Below are 23,538 nucleotides of genomic sequence, written 5' to 3' on the forward strand. Positions count from 1 at the left end.
CCGACATCTCATCGTCCGACATCTCGTCATCCGACATCTCGTCATCCGACATCTCATCGTCGGACATCTCGTCATCGGTGACGGCCTCGGTCGGCGGCGGGCTCGATGCAGCCTCGTCGGCGCTGTTGTCGTCGCTACCGCACGCCGCGAGGGCGAGTGCTCCGACGATCGCGAGTGCAGCGGGGGTTCGTGTACGCATGGTGTTCTCCTCGATGTGTGGGCCGGCGGAGCGTCCGCCGGATGCACGGGAACGTAGGACCGCCAGAACGACGAAGCGCTGCGTTCGGTCGGTGTTTCCCGACGCGCTTGCGCCAGTTGCGCAGCAGTTTTCCCGAGGAAAACGAAGACGAACCATTTCGACAATCGGAGGCTCGCGCGCCGACCGGCGCGACGGCCTGTCGGCGCTACAGGCAGGGACGAGACGCCGGAATCACACGTCGAGGGCGGAGGTCGCGTCGGTGCGCAGCCGCTTGTAGTCGACCTTGCCGTTGGCGGCACGGCCGATCGTGTCGACGACCACGATGTGCTTGGGCGCCTTGTAGGCCGCCAGTCGTTGCTTGACGTGAGCGATGACCGAGTCGGCATCGATCGTGGCGCCGAGACGGGGCTCGACCACACCGGTGACGACTTCGCCGAACCGGTCGTCGGGGAGGCCGACGGCAACCGCGTCGAGCACGTCGGGATGCGTCTTCATCGCTTCTTCGACCTCCTCGGGGAAGATCTTCTCGCCGCCGGAGTTGATGCACACCGAGCCGCGTCCGAGCAGCGTGATCGTCCCGTCGGCCTCGATCGTCGCGAAGTCACCGGGGCACGAGTAGCGCTGTCCGTCGATCTCGAGGAACGTGCGCGCCGTCTTCTCCGGGTCCTTGTAGTAGCCGACTGGTTGGCGACCACCGACCGCGAGTCGACCGATCTCACCGCTGCCCGGCTGGAGCGGGCGGTTGGCGTCGTCGATCACGATCGTCTCCGGGCTCAACTCGAACTTGGCGGTCTCGGCCGGCGCGCCCGCCGACGAGATCGACGAGCCCATCCCGAGCGCTTCCGACGACGAGAAGGCGTCCATCAGCATCATGCCGGGATGGTGATCGAGAAGGCCTTGCTTGGACTCCTTGCTCCACATGACGCCCGACGACACGATGCCGACGAGCGAACTCAGGTCCCACCGTCCACGATGCTCGTCGAGTGTGCGCAGGATCGGCTTGGCGAACGCGTCGCCGACGATCGCCAAGGAGTTGACGCCCTCGCGCTCGATCGTGTCGAGCAACTCGACGGTGTCGAAGGTGCGGTTGGTCAGCGTCACGACACTGCCGCCGCCGCTGAGCGTGCTGAGGCACGGGAAGTTGCCGGTGCCGTGCATCTGCGGGCACGCCGGGAGGAACCGTGAGCCGGCTGCGGTGAACGTGCCGCGCAGATCGGCGACGGAACCGTCGTCGGTGAGCGGCGTGCCGAGCGTCGCGGTGAGTTTCACGGCGAGGTCGTCCTGGCGCCACATCACGCCCTTGGGCATCCCGGTGGTGCCACCGGTGTAGAGGAAGTTCAGGTCGTCGCCGGTGCGGCCCCACTCCGGAGCCACCCGTTCGACCGGGGTGGCCGCCACGGACTCGTACGGTGTGGCCCAGTCGGGGCAGTCGCCGTTGCCGTCGTCGACCCACAGCCACACCTTGACCTTCGGCAGCCGCTCGCGGATCGGCTCGATGGTGGGAGCGAACGTGCCGTGGAACACGATCGCGCCGGCGTCGGCGTTGTCCCACAGGTACAGCAACTCGTCGGCGGTGTAGCGATAGTTCGTGTTGACCGGCGCGAACGCTCCCTTGAACGCAGCGAACATCGACTCGATGTACTCGGGCCCGTTGTAGAGGTACTGGGCGACGGCCTGCTGGCGTTCGAGGCCAGCATCGAGCAGATGGCGGGCGACACCGTCGGCGCGGCGGTCGACCTCGGCCCACGTGCGGCGATCATCGCCGTGGATCAGACAGATGGCGTCGGGCAGATCGTCCGCGACGACTTCCCAGATGTCGGCAAAGTTCCAGTTCCCCATGACCCCGTGTCGTAGCACCGTCGTGATGCCCGCGGCGAGGTGGACGAGTGCCCTCGGCCGCCGCTCCGAACCCGATGTCGAACCGTGCCGCCGGGTCAGGTCGGGCCGAACGCGAGGTGGGTCCGCAGTCCGTCGGCGAGCCGCCGGACCGGAATGCCGTACACGGGTTCCAGCACGTCGCTGCACAGGACCTCGTCGGCGCAGCCGTGACGCACCACGTTGCCCTGATCGAGCAGCACGACGTGGTCGCAGTAGCGGTTCGCCAGGTTGAGGTCGTGGAGCACGACGATCGTGTTCAACTCGAGTCCTCGAACGAGCTCGAGGACGTCGTGCTGGAAACGGATGTCGAGGTGGTTCGTCGGCTCGTCGAGCAACATCGTCGGACACTGCTGCGCGAGGCATCGAGCGATCAACACCCGTTGGCGTTCGCCGCCGGACAGTTCGTGGAGTTGACGCCCTCCGAGCGCCGCGACGTGGACCCGTTCGAGCGCGTCGAGCACGATCCGATGGTCGTCGGCCGTGAACCCCTGGTGGTCACCTCGGTGGACGTGGCGGCCGAGCAGGACGAACTCGGCGACCGTCATCGCCGTCGCGTCACCAGGAACGTCTTGTGCGACGACCGCGATCGTCCGGGCGACCGCCCGCCGCGACATCGCCTCGATCGATTCGGTGTCGACGAGGACCGCGCCGCGCTCGGGTCGCAGCATCCCGTACATACAACGCAGCAGTGTCGACTTCCCGCTGCCGTTCGGGCCGATGAGGCCGATCACCTGACCGGGGCGGGTCGACAGATCCACCCCGGCCAAGACCTCGTGCGCGCCGAAGCGCATCCCGATCCCGGTCGCGGCGATCACGGGCTCACTCCGCGCGCCACCTGGCGGTCCCGGCTCACTCGGTCGACGCGGCGGCGAGTTGCTCGGCCAGGATCTCGAGACCCTGCACGACCAACGGCGTCGGCGGCTCTGCGTAGTTGAACAGCAGCGGGTAGGTGTCGCCGTTCGCGACCGCACGGATCGCTCCGGCGCCGGGGAGGTCGGTGACGAGCGCGGTGATCTCCTCCGGCGACAGGCCGGTGTCGTCATAGAGCAACACGAGCACCTCGGGGTCGCGATCGATGATCTCCTCGATCGAGATCTCCGGCACTCGTTCGCTCAGTTCCGCGAACACGTTCGTCATCCCGAGTGCCTCCATCTGGGGATGCACCATGCCGAGCGCCGAGTACGCATAGATGGCGCTGCCATCGGAGCTGACGTAGAGCGCGGCCGCGGTGCGCCCGGCAGCAACGGGCTGGTCAGCTGACGCCGCGACCGACGCCGCGAGTTCGGCTGCGCTCGAGTCGGCCACCTCCGAAGTGCCGAACAGTCGGCCGTAGAAAGCGACCTCGTCGACGATGCTGTCGAACGACGGTGTCGGCGGGTTGTCGCAGAAGGGCGGCATCACGTACAGCTCGATCCCCACGGCCGTGAGCGACTCGTGCGTGATCGTGGCGGTGTCGTAGCCGATCACCAGATCGGGTTCGTAGTCGATGATCGCTTCCAGCGACACTTCGACGCCACCCGTCGAGGTGGCCTGCGCCTGCAGTGCGGGCAACGCAGCGAGGATCTCCAGCTCGTCGGCGGCGTAGTACTCCGGCGGGAAGTCCTCGATGCGAGCGACGACACGGTCGATGGCACCGGCAGCGAACAGGATCGACGGTGCTGCGGCCTCCATCAGCAAGACCCGCTCGGGCGGCGCATCGAGCGTGATCTCGCGATCGCAGTTGGTGAAGGTGAACGGGAAGCCAGCTGCCACGACCGGGTCAGCAGCCTCCCCAGGCTCGGTCGCGGCAGGCTCGGTCGCGGCAGGCTCGGTCGTGTCGTCGGTGCCGCACGATGCAGCGACGAGGCCGACGGCGGTCACGATGGCGATCAGGCGGCCTCGTGTGAGGGGGAAGGTGTTCATGGCAGTCCTTTCGGGATGGGATGGGGGAGCGAGACGAACCGATCCGATGGGGCCGGTCAGGTCGGGGCGGTCAGTTCAGGGCGGTCAGGTCGAATGCGGTCAGGACGAGGCGGACACGGGGCGGTCAGGTCGAATGCGGGAGCTTGCGGACGAGGGCGACCAGGACGGGGGCGCCGAGCACGCCGGTGACCACGCCGATCGGCAACTCGCGCGGCTGCAGCACCATCCGAGCAGCGACGTCGGCCCACACGAGCGTGAGCGCGCCGATCGCGGCGGCGGCGGGGACGAGGTGGCGGTGGATCGGGCCGACGACGCGGCGGGCGATGTGCGGTACGGCGAGGCCGACGAATCCGATCCCGCCCGACAGCGACACCGCGACACCCACGCACAGGGCGATCACGACCACGAGGACCAGACGGGTGCGGTTCGGGTCGACGCCGCTCGCCAGCGCCGTCTCGTCGCCGAGCGACAGCAGGTCGAGACGACGTCGCCACCAGTAGACGATCCCGATGCCGAGACCGATCCCACCGTACGCGATCGGGAGCGTCGACCACTCGGCGTTGACGAGTGAACCGAGCAGCCAGAACATCACCGCTCGGGCTCCCTCGGTGCTGTCGGCGAACAGGATCAACAGGCTCGTGGTCGCGCTCAGGAGATAGCTGACGGCGACCCCGGCGACCAGCATCCGCGACGGCGTGATGCGACCCGACGATCGCGCGAGTGCGAGGACCAACGCCAACGCACCGAGGGCCCCGAAGAACGCCATCAGCGAGACCGATTCCGGGCCGAGCCCTGCGCCGACACCGAACAAGATGGCGGCTGCTGCTCCCGTCGACGCGCCCGAACTGACGCCGAGGATGTACGGCTCGGCCAGCGGGTTGCGCACGATCGCCTGCAAGGCGACCCCGACGACACCGAGTGCGGCGCCCACGATCGCACCGAGCAGGACGCGTGGGAGCCGAACCTGCCAGATGATGGCATCCGCGGTTGCCGGCCAGGTCTGCACGTCGGGATAGCCGACCGTGTGATGGCCGATGATGCGGGTGACCGTCTGGGGGTCGATCGCGACCGGACCCATCCCGATCGCCACCACGATCGACGCCAGCGACACCACCGTGAGCGCGCCGAGCAGCGGTCGGCGGCTCCAGACGACCGGCGCGTCGACGATGCGTTGTCGCGCGCTCGCATCGTCGACGATGGTGGAGGCGCTCACGCAGGAGCCGCATCCGGCGCGAGCGCCATCACCACGCGGTCGTCGAAGCGCTGCCAGATCGTGTCGACGTCGACGAAGCCGGCCCGTCGAGTGGCAGCGACGAAGTCGGCGAGCAGTGGACGGACCTCTCCGGCAGCGTCCTCGCGGCCGGAGCCGTTCGCATCACGGGGCGGAAAGATCCGGTCGCGGCGCACGCACAGTGGCGCGAGGTCCGGATCGCTGCGTGCTGCGGCCCACCACTCGTCCCAACTCGGTGCAGCGTCGGCACTGGCGTCCGCCTCGTCCCGGTCGCCCACCCAGTCCGCGAGCCGCATGCAGGGCGAGGCCGGATCGTCGCCGAGATGATCGGCGTTGAGGAGGATCCCGCCCGGGCGCAGTGCTCGTCGCGCGTTGATCAATGCCTGGTCGAGCGCCTCGGGTGGGAGCCAGTGCAGGGCGGTCGACGAGCAGACGACGTCGGCTCGACCGGCGAGGTCGTTCGACAACCACGTCGGGTCGGCAACATCTCGGTCGATGATTCGCATCGCGCCCACCTCGGCGTCGTCGGCGACCTCGCGGGCCAGGTGCAACAAGACGGGGTCGACGTCGACGCCGACGTAGGTCGCCGTCGGGAAGCGCTGCAGGAGGCGTCGACCGATCGCTGCGGGGCCGCAGCCGAGATCGACGACGATCGGCCGCCCATCGGCCGAGTGATGACTCGTCGCCGACGCCATCAGCCAGGAGATGGCGTCGAACATCGCGTCGAAGCGCGCCTCTCTGCCCCCGATGTATCGCTCCTGTTGGCGGTCCCATGACTCGATCTGCGACATGATCGCCATCGTATTGGGAATGATTCCTATTTCACGCCGACCTTCCGTTCTTTTTCGGAATGATTCCTGTTACTGTTGGCGTATGACCAACGACCAGAAGGTTCCCGTCACCGTGCTCACCGGATTTCTCGGGGCCGGCAAGACCACCTTGTTGAATCACATCCTCACCGCCCAGCACGGCAAGCGAATCGCCGTGATCGAGAACGAGTTCGGCGAGGTCGGCATCGACGACGCCCTCGTCCTCGACGCCGAGGAGGAGATCTTCGAGATGAACAACGGCTGCATCTGCTGCACGGTTCGCGGCGACCTCATCCGCATCCTCGGGAACCTGATGAAGCGCAAGGATCGCTTCGACCAGATCGTGATCGAGACGACCGGCCTCGCCGACCCCGCCCCCGTCGCACAGACCTTCTTCGTCGATCCGGAGGTGTCCGAGCAACTCCGCCTCGACGCCATCGTCACCGTCGTCGACGCCAAACACCTGCTGCTCCACCTCGACGAACAGAAGCCGGAAGGCGTCGAGAACGAGTCGGTCGAACAACTGGCCTTCGCCGACCGAGTCGTGATCAACAAGGTCGACCTCGTCGACGACGCCGCCATCGCCGAGCTCGAGGGGCGCATCCGAGAGATCAATGCCCTCGCACCGATCGTCCACACGACGTTCGGCCAGGTCGATCTCGACGAGATCCTCGACGTCGGCGCCTTCGACCTCGATCGGGTGCTGGTCGACGACCCGGAGTTCCTCGATCCCGATGCCGAGCACCAGCACGACCTCACCGTCACCTCGGTGGGCATCCACGCGGACGGCGATCTCGATCAGGATCGGATCAACCGCTGGCTGAGCCGGTTGCTGGCCGAGCAAGGTGTCGACATCTTCCGGTCCAAGGGGATCTTGTCGATCGCCGGGATGGACCGGCGCTACGTGTTCCAAGGGGTCCACATGCTGCTCGACGGACAGGCCGACCGCCCGTGGCGCGATGGGGAGTCGCGGTCGAACAAGCTCGTGTTCATCGGACGCAACCTCGACCGGGCCAGTCTCGAAGCGAGCTTTCGCAAGTGCCTGATCTCATGATCGGCGACGCGTCCTGGCGGCTGCAGCTCGGCGACTACGTCAGCACCATCGACGTCGCTCCCGACGGCGACCACGTGGTGGCCGGATCGCTCGCCGGCGACGTGGCGCTCGTCGGTGTCGACGGGTCGGTGATCCGCAAACTCGACGAGCATGCGATGGGCGTGCTGTGTGCGGCATGGTCGCCCGACGGCTCGCGCCTCGCCGTCGGTGGGCAAGACGGCCGGGTTCGTGTGTACGCGCGAACCGGCGAGCTGGTCACGATCCTGAACGGGAGCGCGTGGATCTCGTCGCTGGCCTGGTCGCCCGACGGCTTGCTGCTCGCGGCCGCCGACGGACGCCACCTCGTGCTGTGCGGACGCGACGCTGCGACGGTCCACCGCTTTCCCGCGGTGTCCTCGACCATCACCAAGGCGGCGTGGGCCACCAACGGCAAGCGAGTCGGCGTGACCTCCTACGGCGGAATCACCTGGTACGACCCCGAGCGTCTGGACGACGCTGCACCCGCCCGAACCCACGCGTTCAAGGGGTCGCCGTTGACACTCGCGCTGGCACCGGACGGGCGTTGGGCGTGCGCCGGATTCCAAGACGCCACCATCCACCTCTGGCGCCTGTGGTCGGGGGACGAACTGTCGATGTCGGGCTATCCGGCGAAGCTCGAGCACCTGGCGTTCCGCCACGACAGCGCGTGGATGGCATCGGCGTGCCTCGAGGAACTCACGGTGTGGGATTTCTCGGGGAAGGGCCCGAAGGGCCGCGCACCGGCGATCGGCAGCGTCCACGAACGCCACATCAGCTGCCTCGCCTGGGAACCGGACGGCACGCGGCTGCTCACCGGTGGCGCGGACGGTCGACTGGTGCTGTGGCCGTCTCCAAGCTCGACCCGACGGCCGCTCGAGCCCGAACACGTCCGCTTCTCCGAGCCCGGCGTGTCGGCCGTGTGCTGGCATCCATCGGGGAACTCGGCGGTGGTCGGCCTCGCGGACGGCACCGTCGAGCTGGTGTCGATCGTCTGATCGCAGGCACCGCCTCCGATCAGTCGCCGGATCGAGGCGCGAGCGCGGCGGCCAGATCGTCCAGGTCTCGCACCGTCCGGGCGGTGACGCCGCGGTCGGCGTACGCCTGCATCTCGCCGAAGCCGAGCGGCCATGCCCCCGGCGGCTCCGGTGTGCACCACTCGACGGCGTTGGCGATCTGGCACCAGCGATCGATCACATCCAGACCTGGGTCAGCGCCGTTGCTGCGACCGTCGCCGAACACGACCACCACGGTCGAGGAATCGATCCGCGATCCGAGCAGGTCGTGCGCGCTCCGCAGCGCTCGCCCGTAGTCGGACGCCGCGCTGACATCGACCACCCCACCGTCGACCAGTTCCGCCACCACCGCCTCGGGAGCCAGTCGACGCACGATCGCCGTCGCGTCGACCGCTCGATCGACGAAGACGACGAGACGCACCCCACGCGTGCAGCGCGTCATGGCATCGGCGGCGTGGAGCGCCAACCGGGCCGTCGGTCGTACCGAGATGCTCACGTCGGCAAGCACCACGACGCGCGGCGAGGGTCGGGTCCTCCCTCGCCGGGGCAGCTGCATCGGCACACCGCCGGTCCGCTGCGAAGCACGCAGCGTGCGCCGCACGTCGAGCCGTCCTCGATCGGCCACGCTCCAACGGCGCGCAGCACCACGCCGGGCTCGCACGTACTCGCGAGCGACCCGCTCGACCTCGCGACGAGCCTCGGGCTCCAAGGCATACTCGCTCGACGTTCGAGGTCGGACGACGAGGCGATGTGACGTGGCATCGGGCCCGGTGTCGGCTCCAGCATCGGCCACCTCGACACCGTCGAGACCAGCGCTGTCGGCGAGCGAGTCAGGATCGTCGCGTCCGACCGCGACGTCTCCGGGCGCATCGGCCGAATCGGTGTCGCGGTCGCTGATGCGAAGCCGTTCGGCTTCGTCAGGCAACGGCGCTCCCCGCTCGGTGCCGTCCTCGAGGTCGACGGCGACGGCCGGTCCGCCAGCGGCGGCGACGTCGCCGAACCCGAGTGCCAGATCCGTGGCGTCGAGCGCCGCCAGCAATCGGTCGAAGACCCCGTCATGTGCTGCGTGCTTGACGAGCGTCGCTCGCAACGCGGCCGTGCACGCAACGCGATCGGCGACACCGACGATCGCGTGGGCCCGGTGCGCGTCGATCACCTCCGCCGGTGACACCGGCACGCCGTGCGCACGGAGCCCGTCGGTGAGATACGCAACCAGCGGGTCGATCGGTCGGTTCACGTCGATGCAGCAACGAGTCGGTCCAGGTGCGACAACAGGAGCGTCTCGTCGGCGGCGTGCTTCACGATGATGCCCATCGTCGATCGGACGACATCCGCCTCGAGTCGGTCGGCATGCACGACGAGCAGCGCTCGTGCCCAGTCGATCGACTCGCTGATACCGGGGGGCTTGCGGAGTCCGAGACCGCGCAGCTCGGCGAGGAAGCCGACGACGCTTCGTCGGAGCGCCTCTGCGACGCCGGGCACCTGTGCGTCGATGATCTCGGCTTCGCGGTCGGCATCGGGATAGGAGAACCCGAGGCGAAGACATCGCCGTCGCAACGCGTCGGACAGCTCCCGGCTGTCGTTGCTGGTGATCACCGCGACGATCGGCTGGCGGGCGGTGAGCGTGCCGAGTTCCGGGATCGTGATCTGCTGCTCCCCCAGCACCTCCAGGAGGAGGGCTTCGAACGACTCGTCGGACCGGTCGACCTCGTCGACGAGCAACAGCACCGGCTCGGTTGCGCGCACCGCGGCGAGCAGCGGGCGCTCGACGAGGAACCGATCGGAGAAGAAGAATCGTTCGAGATCGGCGGTCGCCTCGAACAACTCGTCGGCTCCGAGACCGCCCAGCGTGGCGTCGAGTTGGGGCCGCACGAGCTGCGTGGCGAGCATCTGGCGGCCGTAGTCCCACTCGTACGACGTGCGCGCCTCGTCGAGCTCTTCATGGCACTGCAACCGCAGCAGCCGGCGGCCGGTGACCTCGGCCAGCGACGTGGCGAGCTGTGTCTTTCCCGTCCCGGGCGGGCCCTCGGCGAGGATCGGACGGCCGAGCGCGAGTGCCAAGCTCGCCACGGTGGCGGTCGTCGCGTCGGCGAGGTACCCGTGGTCGGCGAGATCAGCCCGGAGCGTCGCGGGGTCCCGGTTCGATGCCGGATCGGCGTGCCGACCCTCCGGCGCGGCGGATCGTGGAGTCGACGGCGGCACGGACGGCGTGGAGGGCAACGGCACGGACGGCGTGACGGGCGGGGTGACGGTCACCGGGCGCCGGTCATGGAGGCCCGGACCAGATCGGTCATCGTCTCGATCGTGAGGGCCTTCGGGTTCGTGACGGTGCAGACATCGCCGAGTGCGTGCACGGCGATGCGGGCGCAGTCGGCGTCATCACCGACGATGGTCGCGGCGTGGCTGTAGGCGCCTTCCCCGATCCGACTCTTGCTGTAACGGGGCAGGGCGTTGAGCGACGTGAAGTTGGCCGGGATCCCGACGTCGTCGGCGAGACGTCGCGCGGCGTCGACCGCCGCCTCGGCGGCCTGCACCTCGCTCATCGCGCTCGTGTCGACCCCCATCGCCTGGGCCACGCGAGCGAACTTCTTGTAGGCGAAGGGCAGGTTCGCTTCCCACACCGGGATGGTGGCGATGGCATTGCCGAGTCCGTGGTGAGTGTCGTAGTGCGCGCTCGTGGCGTGGCTGATCGAGTGCACGGCATCGAGGCCCGCCGAGTTGAACGCCTGCCCGGCGATGTATTGCGCGTACATCATCCCTTCGCGGGCGATCGCGTCGTAGCCGTTCCCCACCGCGGTGCGGAGATGCGCGGTGAGCAATTCGACGGCCTGGAGGGCGGGGCCGTGCGACGGCACCATGTCGAGAATCGACACGTACGCGCCGACCGCGTGAGCGAGCACATCGAAGCCGCAGTAGGCGGTCAGATCGCTCGGGAGCTCGTAGAACAACACCGGGTCGTCGATGGCGAGCGACGGTGCGACAGCGTGCGCGAAGCTGGCGAACTTGTGCGGCTTGTCGGGGTCGCTGGTCGTGTCGGTGATGACGAAGGCGAAGCTGGTCTCCGAGCCGGTTCCGGCGGTGGTCGAGACCGCGATGTGCGGCGGGAGCACCGAGTTCTCGAGCACGAGCGGACCCTTGAAATCGGTGATCAGACGACCGTCGTGCGCTGCGACGACACGGGTCGCCTTGGTGCAATCGTGCGACGATCCTCCACCGACCGAGACGAACGAATCGCAGCCAGCCGACCGATACGCGGCGTAAGCCGCCATGACGTCGGTGTCTTTCGGGTTGGACTGCACCTGGTCGAACACGCTCACCTCGATACCGACCCCTTCGAGTTGGGCTCGGATCTCCTCGACGATGCCGGTGCCTCGCAGTCCGGTCGACATCAGCAGCGTGCGTTGGAAACCCAACTCGACAGCCGACGCACCGACCATCTCGTGAGCGCCGGGCCCGAGCAGCGCACCGGGCATCGGGTGGAAGTTCTTGATGGGAAAGATGTGGAGGCGACTGACGTCCATGTTGAAACCCTTCGGTCGGCGCCGTGGAGTCGGCGTGTCCGAAGAGTAGTCAGAACCGTTCCTATTCCTGTAGTTCGGCGCCGTCCAGACTCGGGATCATCATCGCCAGTCGAGACGCTTGCTCAGTGCTCGTCCCAGTGTCCGTCGTGCAGCGCATGGCGGTGGCCGTCATGCAGGTAGTCGACGTGGTCACCATGCGGGATCGCTTCGTGGCCGCAGTCAGGGCCGTGCTGATGATCCGCGTGGTCGGCGTGCTCGGCGTGCGCGCCGGAGCACTCGTCCCAGTGACCATCGTGCTCACGATGAACGTGACCGTCGTGGAAGTAGTCGACGTGACCGTCGTGCTCGACCGACGCGTGACCGCAATCGGGTCCGTGCTGATGGTCGTGGCCGTCGTGGACCCGGTGGTCACTGGCCTCGCTGGACGTGATGGTGTCGGTGGTCATGGTCGTGCCTCCTCGGCGTGCTTGATGGCATCGCGAACGATGTGAGTGACGTGATCGTCGACGATCGAATACCTCGTCTCCTTGCCGTCACGGCGCCCCTCGATGAGGTGCGCCGTGCGGAGAACTCGGAGATGCTGCGACATCAGCGGCTGCGACACGTCGAGCGACGCGACCAACTCGTGGACGCACAACTCGCCGCGCGCTTCGAGCTCACAGATGACGCCGAGTCGCACCGGGTTGCCGAGCACCTTGAGGAGTTCGGCACCTCGAGCGAGCGACGGCGAAACGATCACCAGGCGAGTATAGACATATGCGCATCCGTTTATGCGTTCCCGCTGCCGGCCTCCTCGGTGCGGGGCGTATCGGTTTGTGTCAGGAGCGTCAGCGGATAGGGCGGTAGTTGGTGTTGCGGTGGTCGATGAGTCGTGCGGTGATGAGGAACACGGTTGCGAGGCAGAGGGCGGCGTGGCGGTGTGTTGCTCGGCGGTCGGTGTTGCGTTGGATTTGGCCGTAGTTGGTGAACCAGGAGTGGGTGCGTTCAGCGACCCAGCGGCGCCCGAATCCGACGAGTTGGATGCGGCCCTGACCTGGCTGGTTTCGTGGGATCACGTTCACGTCGCCGATCGTGTAGTCGGCGAGTCTGTCGGGGAGTGATTTGTAGCCGAATCCTCGGTCGAGGTGCAGGGTGCCGATCCGTGCGGTGACGGGATGTGCGGTGATCGCGTTGAGGGTGGGTTGCAACAGTCGGTAGTCCTGGCGGTTTGCGCCGTCGATGACCCAGCCGATCGGGATGCCGTCGGCGTCGACGCCGGCGCACCACTTCCAGCCCAGACGACCGTGGGTTTTCGGGCCTGCAGCGGTTCCTTCACCCCCGCACGGGGCAAAGTGTTCGCTGCCGTCGATGGTGACATGGGTCGGGTCCAGACCGATGATTCGGTCGTACGCGGCCAGTGCTTGCTCGAGCAGTTGATCGAACACCCCGGCGTCGATCCACTCGTCGCGACGGGACCGCAGGGTGGTGTCGGACACGGTGTAGCCCATCAAGAACTCGACGGTCTCCCACGATGCGCCCGTCACGAGACGAATCAACAGACCCCGCAAACAGACCAGGTCGTCGATACGGGGCCGATGACAACCCAACGGATGTTCGGGCCGGTCCGGGAGCAAGCCTCGGATCGTTTCGAACACCGCATCGTGGACTTCAGAATCGAGCGCGCGCATCATATGGGTGACCTCCCCGGTCGGTTAGTTGGGTCGCACTCGGTATGAAAACCGAGCCAACCCACCGACCGGTGGATGGTCACCTATCCGCGCGACCTCCAGACACAAACCGATACGCCGGCAGGCTATCGGAGTCGGAATCATTCCTATACACTCGCCCAGACCGAACGAGATGGAGGGTCGGGCACCGATGAAGGAAGAGCACAGGTCGACGGCTGCGGCGACTGCGGTGACCGTGGTCGCCGGCGGCGCCGACGCCGAGCGTTTGGTCGCACAACTCGCGTGGGACATCGCGGCCCACGAGGGTCCGGGCAGCGTCGCCGTCGTCAGCGAGACCGATCCGCAACCGGCTTCGAGCGTCGCCACGCGCGTCGGCGTGCGCTGGATCACCGCTCCCGCTGTCGAAGGAACCCGCCAGGCCGACTGCATGAGTTCGGCGTCGCGCCTCGATCTCGTGACCGTCATGCGGCTGTTGATCGAGCGACCCGCCCCGGTGCGCCACGTCCTCGTCCTCGTCGCACCCGAGCGTTCGGTCGCCACCGTTGCGCACACGATCATCGCGGAACCCGAGCTTCGTCGCCTCGTCGCGCTCGACTCGGTCTGCGCCGTCGTCGATGGCTCGACACTGTCGACTCGCCTCGCGCTCGATCTTCCCTTCGGTTCACGTCCCGAACTCGAAGCGCTGGCGATCGCCGATCGGATCGTCGTCGCCGGGGCCAACCGGCTCACCTCCGCAGCCTGGGACCGGACCGCCCGATCCGTGCGCACCCTGAATCGACTGGGCCCGGTGTGGGCGCCCAGCATCCGTGCCGTCGGCGTGGGTGGGTTTCTCGGCATCGAAGCGTGGAACGGCGCTCCAGCGATCGGCCCGAGCAATGCAGCCGAGGCGCTCGTCGTCGACGACCCCGACGACCTGCCCACGACGATCGCGCTCGAGTGTGATTCGCCCCTCGATGCCGAGGCCTGCGAGGCGTGGTTCGACGAACTCCTCGCCCGCGACGGCGTTCGTCTGCTCCGCCTCCAGGGCGAGGTCGCCGTCGACGGCGAGAACCATCTCGTGTGGTGCAGGGGCATCTACGACTTCGCGACGAGTGAAGCCGCTCCTCGCGACCAGGCCCGCCCGAACCACAGCCGTATCGTCGTGGTCGGACACGGGTTGTGCGCTCGGACGGTGCGCCAACACTTCGAAGACAGCATCGCGCGCTGAGAATGCACGCCGTGCCGAAGATGCAGCGTCCGCCAACCGCTCCGCGACGACGGTGACCCGGCGCCATCACCTCCCCGACTCCGCCCGACATCTGTGCTGGGTCGACGACTCGCTCGTCGCGGCATGCGACAACGGCAGCGTGCTCTGCCTCGACACCGGACCCAGCCCTCAGACCGACGTCAATGGCCCGGGGGTCATCCACCGGCTGAACTCGGCTCCGCGCACGCTCAGCCAGCGAGATGGGGTCATCGCCATCGGGGCGCAGGACGGCACCGCTGTGCGACGAGAAGGTCGCGATTTCGTCAAGGCGCTGGCGCCGACGTCGATCGTCGCCAGCGTGGTCACTCCCGCCGGCGCGGTCTTCGCCACCGGCGACGAACTGCTGGTCCTCGACGACGCAGGAAGCGAACGGCACCCCCTCGACATCGGGTTGCTCACCAGCCTCGCGGCCCTCGGCGACCGACTCGTCGCGGTCGGCGGTGTCCATGGCCTGTGCTGGTTCGACGTCACGCGCCGGTCACCGCAGGGATACGTCCGACTGCCGACCATCGTGGCCGTCGAAGCCGACCCACTCCAGCGGTCGGTCGTCGCGGGAGAACTCGGCGGATCGATGCACGTGCTCGAACCGCACCACGTCGACGGCATCGAGCTCAGTGGCTTCAGCGATCGCGTCGCCGAGGTCGCGTGGCTCGCCAGTGGGGCCGCGGTGTGCGGCGTGTGCGACGACGAGATCACCCGCTGGGATCGCACCGTCTCCGCATTCGTCGAGGAGCCGAGCATCCTGGCTGGCCACGATCGCCCGATCACGGCGCTCGCCGCACACCCACGACTCGATCTGCTGGCGTCCGGCGATGACGGCGGAATGGTGATCGTCTGGGCGCCGCACGTCGCCGACGAGCCGATCTGGCGCGGTCACCTCGACGGGATCGTGCTGGCCGTGGCGTGGGACGGCACCGGGCGACGGCTCGCCGCCACGTCGTCCGACGGCACGCTCATCTGGCTCCCCACACCGTCGTTCGATCGCCGCTGAGTGGCACGGTCGACCCACGGTGGCTCGACGACGCAAGGCCGGTCGTCGGCGTCAACTGCAGTCGGCGCACGCGCCGACGACGTCGAGGCGGTGCCCTGAGGCCGTGAAGCCCGAATCGGCCACGACCCGCTCGAGCATCGCTTCGATCGACTTCTCCGAACGAGCCGGCACGGCGAAATCCTCGACCTTGCCGCACAACTCGCAGATCATGTGATGGTGATGGCCCATCAGCTCTTCGGACAGCTCGAAGCGGACACGGTCGTCGGTCGAGACGACCTTCTGCACCACGTTGACCGCTTCGAGGGCTGCCATGTTCCGATAGAGCGAGCTCTGCGTCAGCTTCGGACGCAACTCGAGCAGCTCCGCGACGGTCGCCGGCCGGCCCACGGAGACGAGCAACTCGACGAGCTCGCGACGGCCGGTCGTGTACATCTGGTCGGCGGCGAGCAACTTCGACCGAACCGAGTCGTGCAGACCGACGAGATCGAGTGGTGCTTCCGACATGACGACGACGCTAGCGCAAATAGGAATCGATGAGAAGCTCGGCCCGACGTCGCCCGCGCGTCGCGGGCAGGCCGGGGGGACGTGCGGCGGTTCAATCGCGTTGGCGGCGGCCGTAGCGCTTGTTGAAGCGCTCGACCCGGCCCGCGGTGTCGACGATCGTCATCGAGCCGGTGTAGAAGGGATGCGTGTGGTACGAGACGTCGAGCAGGACGTGCGGGTACTCGGTGCCGTCATCCCACACCGTGGTGCGGCTCGTCTGGATCGTGGAGCCACAGATCCAACGTTGACCGCCGGCGGAGTCTTCGAACACCACGGGGCGGTAGTCGGGGTGGATACCTGGTTTCATCGGGACGTCATTTCTCGAGGTGGATCGGATTCCGGGCGGCTTCAGACCTTGACGCCTCGACGCCGCAGTTCGGCGACCACCGACTCGATACCCCGTCGGTCGACGGTCTTGATCGCCTTCGTCGACAGGGTGAGGCGGACGTAGCGCCGCTCCGAGGGCAGCCAGTAGCGCTTGCGTTGAACGTTCGGCTTCCACGTGCGGTTGGTCCGACGATGCGAGTGCGACACCGACTTCCCGAACGACATCTGCTTGCCGAGGAGCTGACAGGTTCCAGACATGCCAGCAGCCTAACCCGGAGTGAGACTCATTCCGATTCCCCGGCCTTGTCGGCTGGCGTATCGGTTTGTGTCTGACACAAACCGATACGCCCCGAGCCGGGTCAGCGCGGCCAGAGGATCGGGAAGAGGGGGTGGTCCATCTCGGCACCGGCGGGCAGCTCGTCGGCGAGGCCGGGGAACGGCGGAGAGGTCGTCCAGGGGCGCGGCGCGTGGACCATGTCGTCGCCGAGGAACCGCACCGACAGCACACGACGACGGCCCGAGCCGGTCACCCCACCCGCCCCGTGGACACTCGCCATGTCGAAGAACACCGCGTCACCGGGCTCGAGCTCCCACGCCAGCACCCGCCACGAACTCGGGTCGGCGGCCAGGTCGGCGTCGAAGTCGGGCGCTTCGGCCAGCGAGCCGGCCGGAAACCACTTCGCCTGCTCGTCGAGGAAGGTGCGCGGCAAGTACCACGGACCTCGATGCGTGCCGGCGACCACGCGCAAGCTCGACTCGACCGGCACCGGGTCGACCGGAAACCACATGCTCGCGTTCTGCGTGCCGTCGACGTTGTAGTACGGCTGATCCTGATGCCACGGCGTCGTCTGGCGGGTACGCGGCTCTTTCACCAACACGTGGTCGTGATACAGCCTGATCCGTGTCGAGCCCGACAGCGCAGCGGCGATCTCGGCACCCGGCGCCTCCCGGACGAACCGCTCCATCGACGCGAACCGACGCCAGTTGCAGAAGTCCTCGATGAACGCACCGTCGTCGTCGCCGCTCGCCCGTAACGCGAGGGGCGACAGCGAGGCGAGGTTGGCATCGATCGCGTCGCGCGCCCACTCGACGTGCTCGGCGGTGAACGCGTCACGCACGACCACCGCTCCGTCGCGCCGGTACTGCTCGATGACGTCTGCCGCATCCGGCCGATCGACGAAGCGCTGCAAGGGCACGACACGACCGTACCTGTGAGTGGCTCATGTCGCTGGCACGTCGCCGTCAGTCGGCTCCGCAACCACCGCTCGGCTCGGCTCCCATTCCTTTCGGGAGCGATTGCGACAGACGCTCACGATCGGTCAGCGACCCATGACCAGCTTTCCGCTTCAGCGGACTCCTCCTCGAACATCATTTCGCTTTGCTGCTGTGACTCGAACACGTGTGTCACCCCCCTTGCGTACTGTCGATCGCATGGATCTCACCGGAGTGGTCGAACGAGCAGGTCGCACGCACCCGCGCGTCCGCCCCGACCACCGCCGACGCCGGTGACCCCACGTTGGCACTCCAACTCGCTCGGGCCGGCATGGTCGCCATCCGCGAAACCCGATCCTGGCTCGCAGCCGCCGAAGCCGAACTCGCACGAGTCATCCAACGCGTCGACGCCTTCCCCGAGAAGACGATCGCCGACGACACGAAGGGCTCACTCGGAGACGCCGGGTCGCTCCTCGACAACGCCGGCATCCTCGACGACACACCCGCTGTTGCCGATGCACTCGACGACGCGATCATCACCGACGACTACGTCGCGGCCATCGCTCGTGCAGCGCGGCCGCTGCCCGAGCGGCTCCGCAGAGAATTTCTCCGCGAATGCGACGACCTTGTCGAGGTTGCCGCGTCGATGACCCTCACGCAGTTCCGACGACGGGTTCGCGACATCGGCAACCGGTTACTGGCCCGCGACGGCATCGAGCGACTCGAACGACAACGCCGCGCAACGTCGCTGCGTTCGTGGACCGACGACGAAGGAATGCTCAACGTGAAAGGCCGCTTCGACCCGCTCACCGGCGCCCACCTGCATGCCGTCCTCGAACACACCGTCCAACAACTCTTCGCGAAGTCCGTGCCGACAACCTGCCCCGAACACCCCATCGAAAAGCAAGCGCACCTCCGAGGGCTCGCCTTCATACAACTCGTCACCGGCGGCGGACTCATCGACCCAGCGAGCATTACCGGCCACGATTCCCAGGCCGCCGACGACCACCAACCAAGCCACAGCAACCTCGGCGTCGGCGTCGGCGATTCCCGACTGCCAGCACCTCACTCACCTCGGGTCGCGGCGAACCTGCTCGTCGTGATCGATGCCGGACACTCCAACGGAGCCGGCGGGCCACTCGTCGACTGGGGCATACCCGTCGACGTGCCGATGCAGGTACTCGCCGAACTCGCCGGCCACACCGACCCCGACGTCGTACTGGTCCGCAACGGCATCGTGCTCCACGCCCCAGGCAAACTCGACCTCGGCCGCTCGAGTCGCCTCGCCAACCACGCCCAACGCCGAGCGATGCGCGGACTGTACGCAACCTGTGCCATTCCGGACTGCAACGTCCACATCAACCGCTGCAAGATGCACCACATCATCTGATGGGAGCACGGTGGGCACACCGATTTCGAGAATCTTCTCCCCGTTTGTTCGCAGCACCACTCGCTCATTCACCAAGAGCACTGGACCATCACCCTCGGCACCCACCGAGAACTCACCATCAACCTGCCCGACGGCAACACCCTCGCCACCGGCCCACCCACCAGACGCGCAGCCTGATGCGTGTCGAGCCCCACAACGCAGCGGCGAACTCGGCGCCCGGCGACTCCCGGACGACCCGCTCCATCGAGCGGGTCAGGCCGAGCCGAGTGCTGCGAGCGCGATCAGACCGGCTCGCCCGTCGACCTGCAACTTGGGGTACGCGTTGCTGAGATGGGTCTCGACCGTGCGCAACGAGATGCCGAGCTCGTTCGCGATCTCTCGACTGGTGCGACCTTGCGCTGCGAGCACGATCACCTCTCGTTCGCGTCGTGTCAACCCTCCGGTCGCCAAGACGCTGTCGAGGCGCGACGCTCCGAGACGCCGACGCTGCGCGCTCTCACCCAGCCAGCGTTGCGCCTCGCGATTCGACGACGACAGCAGCGCAGCCGCATCGGCACACGCGGCCGCGAGATGGCTCATCGACAACGCGTCGAAGCGACGCATGCACCGACCGAGCCCCGCGACATCGCCCGCCGCGGCCGCCTGTGTGTGCGCGATCCGGGCGGCATGGAACTCACCTTCGAGACGTGCGATCGCTTCGGCATCGATCGTCGCCAGAACGGCAGCCGCATCGGAGAATCGTCCGTGCCGGGTGAGGTCGTGCAGACAGTCGATCGCTCCCGCCACGTTGCCGAACGAGATCGCCGTCGTGGCCGCGTCGACCAGGAGGCCGACCGACTCGGCGACGCGACCCTGGTGCACCGCCACCCACGCTCGAGCCCGAGCGAGCGACGTCGCGAAGAGCTGCGCGGGGTGATCGCGCTGCGCTGCCAGTTGTGTGAGTTCGCGCTCGGCGTCGTCGACGTGACCGGCCTCGGCGTTCGCCAACGCATGCAGGATGAGCGCCCAACGACGCATTCCCGGATGGCGGTTTCGTTCGAACCCGGCGACCGCCGCGACGGCCAGTTCGCGAGCGCGCACGTCGTCGCCGCGCAACAACCACGAGTAGCCGATGGCGAGGTTGGCGAGCGCCAGATTGGAGGTGTCGCCGAGGTCGTGCCACGACTGCGAACGAGTTGCGACGATCTCGTCGATCTCGGCGAAGCGGCCCGCGTCGGCCAGGCTCTGGATCTGGAGCCCGGCGAGCGCCACCGCCGACAGCAGGTAGGCGTCGACACTGATCGACCGATACAGCTCGAGCGTGGCGGCCACCGACGCCTCGGCGGCGATCGGCATTCCCTGCGATCGCCACCCATGACCGAGTGTCATTCCGGTCAACACTGCCGTCGGTCCCGGCGGGAGATCACCGAGTTCCGATGCCAGCGCAACGGCCTCGTCGATCCTGCCGCTCGACACGAGCAGCGCCGCGGCCGCCGACTGCGCCTGGCTACGCGACGTCGGATCGGGCCATCCGTCGAGTCCGTCGAGCAAGCGATCGATCATGCTGGCGTCGAAGCCACGCCAGTACCACGCCTGGGTGTAGATCTCCTCGAACGTCGCCCGCTCGACCGGCGTGACGACCAGCGCTTCCCACCGCGAGAAGAGATCCTTCATCGCCTCGAAGTCGCCCGCGGCGAGCTGTCGAGCGCCGAGTAGTTGCGCTGCGAGCACGGAGGGTTCGGCGTCGAAGGCGGCCTGCGCCAGTCGTTGCGCCAAGGCCAGATCGCTGCCCGCGGCAGCCATGCGCGCGCCTTCCCACAACACGGACGCATCGACGGCGCCGATCCCTTCGAGCGACCACGCCGCCAGCCGAAGCTGATCACCACCTCGGCGCATGCCGTACGAGCGAATGTGCTCGGCATGCTCACTGCGGACGCAGCGGCTGCGCATCGACGACTCGGTCGATCGCACGATCTCGGCGTGCAGCGGATGGGCGAGCTCGAAGCGCAACCGCCGTCCGTCGAGCACCGATCGGAGCAGACCTCGACGTTCGAGCGACTCGAGCGTGTCGGCCCCGGCAAACCTCATGATCTCGTCGTGGCCGACGTCACCGACGAGCGCGATGCGATCGAGCACGCCGCGTTCGTGGGGCGTCAAGCTGGCGAGGCGGTGCTCGAGCAGATCGGTGAGACGCTCGCTCGCTGCGGGAAGTCGGTCGAGTGTCGCGACGTCGCGATCGAGCCGCAACGCACCTTCCTCGATCGCCGCGAGGAGCAGTTCGCGGACGTACAGCGGATTGCCCTTGGTGAGGCGATGCACGGCAGCGGTGGCGCTCGCCGAGAGCCGACAACCGGCCACCCCTTCGGCGACCATCGCCGTGTCGGTCGGCCCCAGTGGCCGGACCTCGACGCGGGCGAGGGCCCCGTTGGTGAGTGCCCGTTCGATCGAGGTCGGCACCGGCGCGCCGGTCCGGATCGTGACGATCAACTGCGCGAGCCCGGCAACGGCGACCTCGACCAGCGTCTCGACGCTCACGCCGTCGAGACGGTCGGCGTCGTCGATCATGAACACGGCCGTGTCGGAGTCGTGTTCGAGCAGCCGCTTGAGCGACACGGTGGGCGTCAGTCCAGAGTACGCCTCGTGCGGCGAGACCACCCGCGACAGGGCATCGAGTGGCATCGAGTCGGAGCCGAGCGCACCGAGCCGTTTGACCGGACGGCCGGACGTGGCGAACCGGTCGAGAAGTGCTGCCGCGAGATGGGTCTTGCCGATCCCGGCCTCGCCGGTGAGCACGAGGCCGCGGCATGTCGACGACGCGAGCACCTCGACGAGTTCGTCGAGCTGTCGTTGGCGAGCCCTGGCGCTGGACACCGCTCGAACGTAGCCGACCCGGGCATGCCGGAGTTCGACGGAGGAAGTTGCGTGTCCCGACTCGGAATCTACGTGGATGTCCACGGATGCCGACCGCTCACCGTGTCCGTACTCTCGACGAGGGTCACGGCGGCGGAGCCGTGAACGAGGTCGCATCGGGAGGGATCGATGAACACGAGGTCCAGCAGTCGGGAGAACAGCAGCACGGCAAGAGGCACGACCAACTCGATCGGCGACGGTGATCGGTGCCCTCACCGCGGGGAAGGTCTCGCGCCCGCCGCGCCGACGAACCTCGAGTCAGGCGTAACGGCGCAGGAGGCGGCGGCCGAGCGAGGTCTTGTGGACCTCGTCGGCACCGTCATAGATCCGTGCGGCGCGTTCGTGGCGGTACCAGTACGACAGGATCGTGTCGTCGGTGACCCCGAGGGCGCCGTGGACCTGGATCGCCGTGTCGACGGCGCGCAGCATCGTGTTGGCCACCGAGAACTTGATCGCCGAGATCTCGTCGCGGGCCGCCTTGGCGCCGTGGGTGTCGATCATCCACGCCGCGTGCAACGTCTGCAGGCGTGCGCCGCGGATCTCGGCGTCGAGCTCTGCGGCCCAATGCTGGATCACCTGTCGGTCGGCCAGCGTCTCGCCGTCGGGTGAGATGACCCGCTCGTTCGCTCGAGCACACATCAGGTCGAACGCCCGACTGGCGATCCCGAGCCAGCGCATGCAGTGATGGATCCGTCCCGGGCCGAGACGTTCCTGCGCGATGACGAACCCACCCCCTTCGGGGCCGAGCAGGTTGGACTGCGGCACCCGGCAGCCCTGGTAGATGACTTCGGCGTGGCTGGCATGACCCGATCCGGCGTGCCCCATCACGCTGACGTTGCGCACCAGGTTGAAGCCCGGCGTGTCGGTCGGGACGATGATCATGCTGGTGCGCGCATACGGCGGCGCGTCGGGGTCGGTCACCGCCATCACGATCGCGAACGCGGCACCGTCGGCCGACGACGTGAACCACTTCTGACCGTTGATGACGTAGTCGTCGCCGTCTTTCACCGCCGTCGTCGCGAGCAGCAGCGGGTTCGACCCCGCGGTCTCCGGCTCGGTCATCGAGAAGCAACTGCGGATCTCACCCGCGACGAGCGGCCTCAGGAACCGGTCACGCTGCTCCTCGGTCGCGTGCGTGTGGAGGATCTCGATGTTGCCGGCGTCGGGCGCCTGCGACCCGAACACCGTGTGGCCGAGCGGGGAGCGCCCCGTCGCTTCGCTGAGCAGCCCGTGCTCGACCATCGACAGGCCGAGCCCGCCGAACTCGACCGGATGGTTCGGCGCCCACAACCCCATCTGGCGGACCTTCACCTGCGCGTCGGCGACCATCCGATCGACACCACCGGAGGTGCCGAACAGCATCTCGTTCTCGATCGGGACGAGCTCGCGATCGACGAACTCGCCGACCATCGCCAGCATCGTCGTCATCTTCTCCGACACCTGGAAATCCATCGTGGGCTGACCTTCCTCGTCCGTCGACGCCGACGCGCGCCGAGCCTCGAACGTACGAGCGACCAGCCACCGGCGACAGGGCCGATGGTCACCACGACGCCACACGCGCCGATGCGTGCCGGCCACCCGCCCCGATGAGTTTCGGTCGCCCGGCTCGTCGACACCATGACAACATCGGCCAGCGCGACCCGCCCAT

The 23,538-nt window shown here is 67.8% G+C and carries 22 protein-coding genes and 1 pseudogene; 5 read left to right on the plus strand and 18 right to left on the minus strand.

Features of this window, described 5'->3' with window-relative positions; translation table 11 throughout:
- The 6 genes and pseudogenes from ACE37B_RS19355 to ACE37B_RS19380 form a co-directional block, all read right to left on the minus strand.
- A pseudogene (locus tag ACE37B_RS19355) lies at positions 1-199 on the minus strand (hypothetical protein); the annotation flags it as partial.
- A 231-nt stretch (positions 200-430) separates the two neighbouring features.
- Positions 431-2,038 carry an acyl-CoA synthetase gene (locus ACE37B_RS19360; protein WP_409924986.1) on the minus strand — a complete coding sequence of 536 codons (1,608 nt, stop codon included), beginning with the start codon at positions 2,036-2,038 and terminating at the stop codon, positions 431-433.
- 95 nt (positions 2,039-2,133) lie between these two features.
- A complete protein-coding gene (locus ACE37B_RS19365) occupies positions 2,134-2,892 on the minus strand; it encodes an ABC transporter ATP-binding protein (RefSeq protein WP_409924987.1) in 759 nt (252 codons plus the stop codon).
- Positions 2,893-2,926: 34 nt separating this feature from the next.
- A complete protein-coding gene (locus ACE37B_RS19370; protein ID WP_409924988.1) occupies positions 2,927-3,979 on the minus strand; it encodes an ABC transporter substrate-binding protein in 1,053 nt (350 codons plus the stop codon).
- Between the two features lie 124 nt (positions 3,980-4,103).
- The gene (locus ACE37B_RS19375) at positions 4,104-5,192 is read right to left on the minus strand and encodes a FecCD family ABC transporter permease (RefSeq protein WP_409924989.1); all 1,089 of its coding nucleotides are present in this window, start codon (positions 5,190-5,192) and stop codon (positions 4,104-4,106) included.
- A complete protein-coding gene (locus ACE37B_RS19380; protein ID WP_409924990.1) occupies positions 5,189-6,001 on the minus strand; it encodes a class I SAM-dependent methyltransferase in 813 nt (270 codons plus the stop codon). The genes ACE37B_RS19375 and ACE37B_RS19380 overlap by 4 nt, the downstream gene beginning before the upstream one ends.
- 82 nt (positions 6,002-6,083) lie before the next feature.
- Here ACE37B_RS19380 and ACE37B_RS19385 point away from each other — a divergent pair, with 82 nt between their 5' ends.
- Together ACE37B_RS19385 and ACE37B_RS19390 are read left to right on the plus strand one after the other, a co-directional pair.
- A complete protein-coding gene (locus ACE37B_RS19385; RefSeq protein ID WP_409924991.1) occupies positions 6,084-7,073 on the plus strand; it encodes a CobW family GTP-binding protein in 990 nt (329 codons plus the stop codon).
- Positions 7,058-8,086 (plus strand): WD40 repeat domain-containing protein, encoded by a 1,029-nt coding sequence (locus ACE37B_RS19390; protein ID WP_409924992.1) that lies wholly within the window; start codon positions 7,058-7,060, stop codon positions 8,084-8,086. The genes ACE37B_RS19385 and ACE37B_RS19390 overlap by 16 nt, the downstream gene beginning before the upstream one ends.
- A gap of 19 nt (positions 8,087-8,105) precedes the next feature.
- Here ACE37B_RS19390 and ACE37B_RS19395 read toward each other — a convergent pair whose 3' ends face one another.
- The 6 genes from ACE37B_RS19395 to ACE37B_RS19420 form a co-directional block, all read right to left on the minus strand.
- A complete protein-coding gene (locus tag ACE37B_RS19395) occupies positions 8,106-9,341 on the minus strand; it encodes a VWA domain-containing protein (RefSeq protein WP_409924993.1) in 1,236 nt (411 codons plus the stop codon).
- Positions 9,338-10,360 (minus strand): AAA family ATPase, encoded by a 1,023-nt coding sequence (locus ACE37B_RS19400; protein WP_409924994.1) that lies wholly within the window; start codon positions 10,358-10,360, stop codon positions 9,338-9,340. Before ACE37B_RS19400 ends, ACE37B_RS19395 begins: the two co-directional genes overlap by 4 nt.
- Positions 10,357-11,625, minus strand: coding sequence for an iron-containing alcohol dehydrogenase (locus ACE37B_RS19405; RefSeq protein ID WP_409924995.1), 1,269 nt, complete (start codon positions 11,623-11,625; stop codon positions 10,357-10,359). The genes ACE37B_RS19400 and ACE37B_RS19405 overlap by 4 nt, the downstream gene beginning before the upstream one ends.
- Before the next feature lie 122 nt (positions 11,626-11,747).
- A complete protein-coding gene (locus tag ACE37B_RS19410; RefSeq protein WP_409924996.1) occupies positions 11,748-12,071 on the minus strand; it encodes a hypothetical protein in 324 nt (107 codons plus the stop codon).
- Positions 12,068-12,364, minus strand: a complete 297-nt coding sequence (locus ACE37B_RS19415) for an ArsR/SmtB family transcription factor (protein ID WP_409924997.1) — start codon at positions 12,362-12,364, stop codon at positions 12,068-12,070. The genes ACE37B_RS19410 and ACE37B_RS19415 overlap by 4 nt, the downstream gene beginning before the upstream one ends.
- A gap of 88 nt (positions 12,365-12,452) precedes the next feature.
- Positions 12,453-13,295 (minus strand): IS5 family transposase, encoded by an 843-nt coding sequence (locus tag ACE37B_RS19420; RefSeq protein ID WP_409921328.1) that lies wholly within the window; start codon positions 13,293-13,295, stop codon positions 12,453-12,455.
- 187 nt (positions 13,296-13,482) lie between these two features.
- On the opposite strand from ACE37B_RS19420, the gene ACE37B_RS19425 reads away from it, so the two are divergent.
- Together ACE37B_RS19425 and ACE37B_RS19430 are read left to right on the plus strand one after the other, a co-directional pair.
- Entirely contained in the window at positions 13,483-14,499 is a 1,017-nt protein-coding gene (locus tag ACE37B_RS19425) for a GTP-binding protein (RefSeq protein WP_409924998.1), read from the plus strand.
- A gap of 52 nt (positions 14,500-14,551) precedes the next feature.
- Positions 14,552-15,529 carry a WD40 repeat domain-containing protein gene (locus ACE37B_RS19430; protein WP_409924999.1) on the plus strand — a complete coding sequence of 326 codons (978 nt, stop codon included), beginning with the start codon at positions 14,552-14,554 and terminating at the stop codon, positions 15,527-15,529.
- Positions 15,530-15,580: 51 nt separating this feature from the next.
- On the opposite strand, the gene ACE37B_RS19435 is transcribed toward ACE37B_RS19430, so the two are convergent.
- The 4 genes from ACE37B_RS19435 to ACE37B_RS19450 form a co-directional block, all read right to left on the minus strand.
- Positions 15,581-16,033, minus strand: a complete 453-nt coding sequence (locus tag ACE37B_RS19435) for a Fur family transcriptional regulator (protein ID WP_409925000.1) — start codon at positions 16,031-16,033, stop codon at positions 15,581-15,583.
- 91 nt (positions 16,034-16,124) lie between these two features.
- Complete coding sequence (locus ACE37B_RS19440; protein ID WP_409925001.1) at positions 16,125-16,379, minus strand: type B 50S ribosomal protein L31; 255 nt, start codon at positions 16,377-16,379, stop codon at positions 16,125-16,127.
- A gap of 41 nt (positions 16,380-16,420) precedes the next feature.
- Positions 16,421-16,657 carry a 50S ribosomal protein L28 gene (gene rpmB, locus ACE37B_RS19445; protein ID WP_409925002.1) on the minus strand — a complete coding sequence of 79 codons (237 nt, stop codon included), beginning with the start codon at positions 16,655-16,657 and terminating at the stop codon, positions 16,421-16,423.
- Positions 16,658-16,758: 101 nt separating this feature from the next.
- The gene (locus tag ACE37B_RS19450) at positions 16,759-17,595 is read right to left on the minus strand and encodes a phytanoyl-CoA dioxygenase family protein (protein WP_409925003.1); all 837 of its coding nucleotides are present in this window, start codon (positions 17,593-17,595) and stop codon (positions 16,759-16,761) included.
- Positions 17,596-17,915: 320 nt separating this feature from the next.
- On the opposite strand from ACE37B_RS19450, the gene ACE37B_RS19455 reads away from it, so the two are divergent.
- Positions 17,916-19,001, plus strand: a complete 1,086-nt coding sequence (locus ACE37B_RS19455) for a DUF222 domain-containing protein (RefSeq protein WP_409925004.1) — start codon at positions 17,916-17,918, stop codon at positions 18,999-19,001.
- Between the two features lie 252 nt (positions 19,002-19,253).
- Here ACE37B_RS19455 and ACE37B_RS19460 read toward each other — a convergent pair whose 3' ends face one another.
- Both ACE37B_RS19460 and ACE37B_RS19465 read right to left on the minus strand, forming a co-directional pair.
- Positions 19,254-21,851 carry a LuxR C-terminal-related transcriptional regulator gene (locus tag ACE37B_RS19460; protein ID WP_409925005.1) on the minus strand — a complete coding sequence of 866 codons (2,598 nt, stop codon included), beginning with the start codon at positions 21,849-21,851 and terminating at the stop codon, positions 19,254-19,256.
- A gap of 297 nt (positions 21,852-22,148) precedes the next feature.
- Complete coding sequence (locus ACE37B_RS19465) at positions 22,149-23,342, minus strand: acyl-CoA dehydrogenase family protein (RefSeq protein ID WP_409925006.1); 1,194 nt, start codon at positions 23,340-23,342, stop codon at positions 22,149-22,151.
- Between the last annotated feature and the right edge of the window lie 196 nt (positions 23,343-23,538).

The organism is Ilumatobacter sp. (genome assembly GCF_046290335.1).
Lineage (GTDB): Bacteria > Actinomycetota > Acidimicrobiia > Acidimicrobiales > Ilumatobacteraceae > Ilumatobacter_A.

Bases quoted from the DNA above. Each gene is read 5' to 3' on its own strand.
- ACE37B_RS19360 (WP_409924986.1), bottom strand. From the start codon at position 2,038: ATGGGGAACTGGAACTTTGCCGACATCTGGGAAGTCGTCGCGGACGAT.
- ACE37B_RS19370 (WP_409924988.1), bottom strand. From the start codon at position 3,979: ATGAACACCTTCCCCCTCACACGAGGCCGCCTGATCGCCATCGTGACC.
- ACE37B_RS19380 (WP_409924990.1), bottom strand. From the start codon at position 6,001: ATGTCGCAGATCGAGTCATGGGACCGCCAACAGGAGCGATACATCGGG.
- ACE37B_RS19385 (WP_409924991.1), top strand. From the start codon at position 6,084: ATGACCAACGACCAGAAGGTTCCCGTCACCGTGCTCACCGGATTTCTC.
- ACE37B_RS19405 (WP_409924995.1), bottom strand. From the start codon at position 11,625: ATGGACGTCAGTCGCCTCCACATCTTTCCCATCAAGAACTTCCACCCG.
- ACE37B_RS19410 (WP_409924996.1), bottom strand. From the start codon at position 12,071: ATGACCACCGACACCATCACGTCCAGCGAGGCCAGTGACCACCGGGTC.
- ACE37B_RS19420 (WP_409921328.1), bottom strand. From the start codon at position 13,295: ATGATGCGCGCGCTCGATTCTGAAGTCCACGATGCGGTGTTCGAAACG.
- ACE37B_RS19425 (WP_409924998.1), top strand. From the start codon at position 13,483: ATGAAGGAAGAGCACAGGTCGACGGCTGCGGCGACTGCGGTGACCGTG.
- ACE37B_RS19435 (WP_409925000.1), bottom strand. From the start codon at position 16,033: ATGTCGGAAGCACCACTCGATCTCGTCGGTCTGCACGACTCGGTTCGG.
- ACE37B_RS19440 (WP_409925001.1), bottom strand. From the start codon at position 16,379: ATGAAACCAGGTATCCACCCCGACTACCGCCCCGTGGTGTTCGAAGAC.
- rpmB (WP_409925002.1), bottom strand. From the start codon at position 16,657: ATGTCTGGAACCTGTCAGCTCCTCGGCAAGCAGATGTCGTTCGGGAAG.
- ACE37B_RS19465 (WP_409925006.1), bottom strand. From the start codon at position 23,342: ATGGATTTCCAGGTGTCGGAGAAGATGACGACGATGCTGGCGATGGTC.